The organism is Edaphobacter sp. (assembly GCF_035532915.1).
GTDB lineage: Bacteria > Acidobacteriota > Terriglobia > Terriglobales > Acidobacteriaceae > Edaphobacter.
In genome coordinates, this window is record NZ_DATKQC010000221.1 from 1 (window position 1) to 3,996 (window position 3,996).

The window sequence follows — 3,996 nt, forward strand, 5'->3', positions numbered from 1 at the left end:
CTCCTGGCGGTCCAGCGCCTCGACGGCGGAACAGCTGGGCAGCGGGTCCTCACCGGCCTCGGCGTCGATGATCTCCGGATACAACTCGCTGACCGTGCGCAGCCGGCCGGCTTTCCGTCGGTTGCGCGCGTTCAATGGCTGCCCGAGTACGAACTGGCCGCTGGCGGCATTGTTGCCGAGATCGAGCCAATATGCTGTGCGGTTCCTGGCCTTTGTCAACGCCCGCGCGATGATGTTTCGCGCCGCGCGCGTGTCCACGCAGCCGATCAATAGATCGAGGGACGTGTCGTTGACCCGGTCCAATGTCCGCTCACCGAAGTATGCTGGCTCGGCCCGCCACCGCGTTCCCCAGAACAGGTTGATGCGATTGATCAGGACGGTCGCCTTGTTCTGCCCAATGTCGGAGGTCGAGAATGGCTGGCGCACACAGTTCGTCTCCGAGACCGTGTCGGCGTCCATCATGACCACTTCGAGCCCCGATGACCGGCCCCATACCCTCATCGCCTGGTCGAGATATGGCAGGCCCATGGCGATGGTGCTGCCGGTTCCGCCCGCGCCAACAACCAGGACACGCACCGGTTTCTGGCCCAACAGATCACTTGGAAGCGTGTGCTCAATGCGCATATCAGCCCCTCTCTCCGCGCACGAACTGCGCTAGCGTCTGCGGCAGAACGATGAGAGTTTCGAGTGGAAAGCGACTGCGCTTTCCGGCAAGGCCGCTCCACAGCCCATCGAATCCGCCTTCGTGGCGCGTCAGACGCCCAACATTGGCATGCGTGAAGGCGCTCTCGTAGAAGCCACGTTCCCAGGCTGGAATTGCCGCCACCGACGCCGAGTCCGGGCGGCGCATCGTGCCCGTGCAGACATGCCCGTCATCCGAGAGATTCCAGAAGGGCGCGACGGCGAGTCTTGTTGAGCAATCTGGCCGCTTATTCTCGGTGATCGCCCGAATGATGAGTTCTCCATTCGATACCTTCCACACCAGAGGAGGCTGAGGGAAGATGCGGCCGTTCAGCGCCGCCGCCCTGCCTTCGGAGTTCTCATAGAACATCTGCCGACGTTTCGCCGGAGTCCACCAGACGACCATGCGATCAGCCTTGGCAAGAATGTTCGCTGGCAGCACCTCGGCCTGCACGCTGCCGCTGAGGGAGCGCATCAGGGACTCAATGAATGCCACAGTGAGAGGTTGCGCCGGACCGAGGGTGGGTGGCGCGTCCTTGCGGGCGGTCACGTCGTGCCGAGTGATGAAGCTGCCCTGGTTGTCGCGGTAGACCAGAAGCGCCTCACGCAGCTCGAAGCGATGGTTCTCCCCGATCGACACATGCACCTGCATGGCGTTTCTCCCATCCTTGAACATCCTCGACCAACTGAAAGAGTTCGAAATTTAGTGCGACAAAGCGATCCACGATCCGCAATGCGTGCCGAACTTCATCCGCATTCTGCGGCGAGAAGACGACACACACGGTCGGCTCGGCAGTGCCTTCCATCATGTATTGACCTTCTTCGTCGAAACAGGCGGTAATGGCGTCGTGCTCTTTGAAGGTGACAAGCAAGGACGGCAGTGGAGGCTCGTCGTAGTAACCAAGTTCGAGGTAGTCACGCGACTGCTTGAGGGGAAGCCGCGAGAGTCGCTGAATGCGCCGCAATCTCTCGAACCACGAACTGAATTTGCCATTGCGAAACCTGCGCAGCAGATCGCGGTCGCGCATCTTCCAATCAGGGCATTCGCGCTTCAGTGTTTTCTGGATGCACTCCGGCAACGCCTTTTCGACCTCAGGAAACTCATACTGGCCGCGGTTCTCTTCTTCGTCTTCGGCAGCATAATCCCGAATCCGCTCCTCGTACATGAGCGCATCGTCATGGTTGTAGATCCGCATCACGCGATAAAGTGCCAAGGTCAGCGCCCAATAAAACGCCGCACCCAATCCCTCCGCCTCCGTCTCCAGCGCATCGATTGCCGGGCCAATCTTGAAATAGCCTGATCCACCACACTCGACGGTTACAACGAGTTGCCCACTTTCGAGCTCCGCATCGCTTCCCGCGCGGCCGAGTTGATCGCTCACTTCAAGGTGGTACTCGACGTTGCGCTGAATCAGATCACCGCGCCCCGCGCCAATGCCATGCATCATGGCGTACTGGGCAAATGCAAGCGCATTGCCGCCAGATGTCTTCCAGGTCTCCGCAGTTCCCAATCTTTCGCGCACCAGGGCAGCGCAGAGTTCATAGATGAGTTCAGCGTTGACCTCGTGGCTATACTCGGCGCGAACATCGGCGAGCGACGGCAATGCCTGGCCAAAGTCTGGAGCGAGTGTCGTTATCCCAGAGGTGGAAGCAGCTCCGATGGGGTTGGAAGCCGGCAGCTCCCCGGAGCTACATACTGCCGGATTGCCTCTGCGACGGCTTGTGCGAGATCGCGGGATTCTCTGCATTGGAGATGGCTCGCCAGAATGAGATTGGCTTCCGGAGGCGGTTCCGCGGCCTTCTTGAGGAACAACTCCACCAGTTCTTCTTTCGATATTGTGGAGGTGTGCACGGCTCACCCCTTCGACCCGATGGCACGGCTGAAGGTGTAGCGCAGCGTAGTCCCGGTATCTTCCGGACCGGTGAGGGTTGCGGTCGCGATCTCTGGATAGGTAGGCGTGAGCAGGTCGCGAACCTGCTCGACGCTCATCTGCGGCGCCGGATCTGGAATGCGAACGCCGTTGTAATTGAATTCACGCAACAGAACTTCTGCTTTGAGACTGGCCATTGGTCTGTTTCTCCTTGTGGATCGTCATGGTTTGATTTCGGGCAAAGAGTGGTAGCCTGCTGCCTTCAGAAGAGGCTGGCTTGCACGGGCAACCTGGTGCTCTGTGCGACCTCTGGAGCAGGGGATGAAGGGGCCGAGCAATCCGGTCCTTCGTCCAGCTGACGGCTGGCGACCGTTCGATACTTCGTCTCAAGACGCTTGAGCGTCTCCATTTCACGGGAGCGCACGGCCTCGGCGGCTCGCAGTTCATAACGAGCAAGATAGTTGCGCTTGCGAATCTCTTGCTGGATGGCGCGTTCGACATCGCAAAAGGTGTACTCCGGATCGCCCCAGCACGGCCAGGCGAGCGTGTGTCGCAAGAAGCTCAGCCGGTCGGCATCCGATGTGAACCACGTTTCATAAAATCCCGCGGCATCGTAATGAGCTATATGCGAGAAGCACATCGAGAGGCGGTTGTAGAAGCTCTTGGAAAAGGCGGTTCGCGCCCACTCTGATTCGATAAGGTGCAGAAACGTATTTCCGAAATCAGCCTTGTCTTGCGCCGTCGAGAACTTCGTGGGCACAAACTCCGAAGGAAGGAACGGTCCTTTCGGCATGGAATGTCTCCACCAAGAAAAAGGGCCAGCTCGCGCCGACCCTTTTTCTTGCCTTTGATTGCGAACCGGCTGTCGCCGGCATCGCTGGAACGATTCTCCCATTGGCTACGCTAGCACCGTTCGCAGTCATTGGGAAGAGCCATGAACAAGAAGTTGACTCGTTTCTCTCGATTGCAACTGCGGCACACGGCCGATTACAGATCTGTGCGCTGTTCGTTACGAGCCTTCGCATCGCGCTGATCGATCAGGCTTCGATGCAACTCAGCCAACTCATCGACAGTATTGGCCCCGCTGACTGGTTCGTCATTGTCCTTGCCGAGCCAGGGAAACCTCTCTTCGAGCAATGCCAGCAACCACTCAACAAACGTCTGGGAGCGACGATCTTCGTTTGACATGTAGTTCTCCTCAAGGATTTCAAGGATCAGAAAATGGAAGGAATGGAATGCAGTGCGCAGCTTCAACCGAAGAGGCTGAGCTGCACAGCAGGCGATGATCCCGTTGACCACGGCGAGGACTTCTTCCGGACCTTTACGCTCGCAGGAGGTTCAACGATGTGAATGCCAGTCCGTTCATCTGATTGACCGATGGGTTCGGCGGCGGACAGGTCAAATACTGGATTGTCATCTTCTTCGACCTTCACCGCGGGCGGCT

General features: G+C 58.7%; 7 protein-coding genes. All 7 read right to left on the bottom strand.

All coding sequences use genetic code 11. The features are described from left to right. Positions 1-624, bottom strand: a 624-nt coding sequence (locus VMU57_RS10625) for a PRTRC system ThiF family protein (RefSeq protein ID WP_325383205.1), incomplete at its 3' end; no start/stop codon positions are given. Between the two features lies 1 nt (position 625). Further along, positions 626-1,333: a PRTRC system protein B gene (locus tag VMU57_RS10630; RefSeq protein ID WP_325383207.1), complete on the bottom strand. Its 708-nt coding sequence runs from the start codon at positions 1,331-1,333 to the stop codon at positions 626-628. Then, positions 1,284-2,429 (bottom strand): hypothetical protein, encoded by a 1,146-nt coding sequence (locus VMU57_RS10635; RefSeq protein ID WP_325383209.1) that lies wholly within the window; start codon positions 2,427-2,429, stop codon positions 1,284-1,286. The genes VMU57_RS10630 and VMU57_RS10635 overlap by 50 nt, the downstream gene beginning before the upstream one ends. Positions 2,430-2,536: 107 nt before the next feature. Next, positions 2,537-2,749, bottom strand: coding sequence for a PRTRC system protein C (locus tag VMU57_RS10640; protein WP_325383211.1), 213 nt, complete (start codon positions 2,747-2,749; stop codon positions 2,537-2,539). A 65-nt stretch (positions 2,750-2,814) separates the two neighbouring features. Then, positions 2,815-3,345, bottom strand: coding sequence for a hypothetical protein (locus tag VMU57_RS10645; RefSeq protein ID WP_325383213.1), 531 nt, complete (start codon positions 3,343-3,345; stop codon positions 2,815-2,817). A gap of 194 nt (positions 3,346-3,539) precedes the next feature. Next, on the bottom strand, positions 3,540-3,740 hold the full coding sequence (locus VMU57_RS10650; RefSeq protein WP_325383215.1) for a hypothetical protein: 201 nt from the start codon (positions 3,738-3,740) through the stop codon (positions 3,540-3,542). Positions 3,741-3,802: 62 nt separating this feature from the next. Next, positions 3,803-3,996, bottom strand: a 194-nt coding sequence (locus VMU57_RS10655; protein ID WP_325383217.1) for a hypothetical protein, incomplete at its 5' end; no start/stop codon positions are given.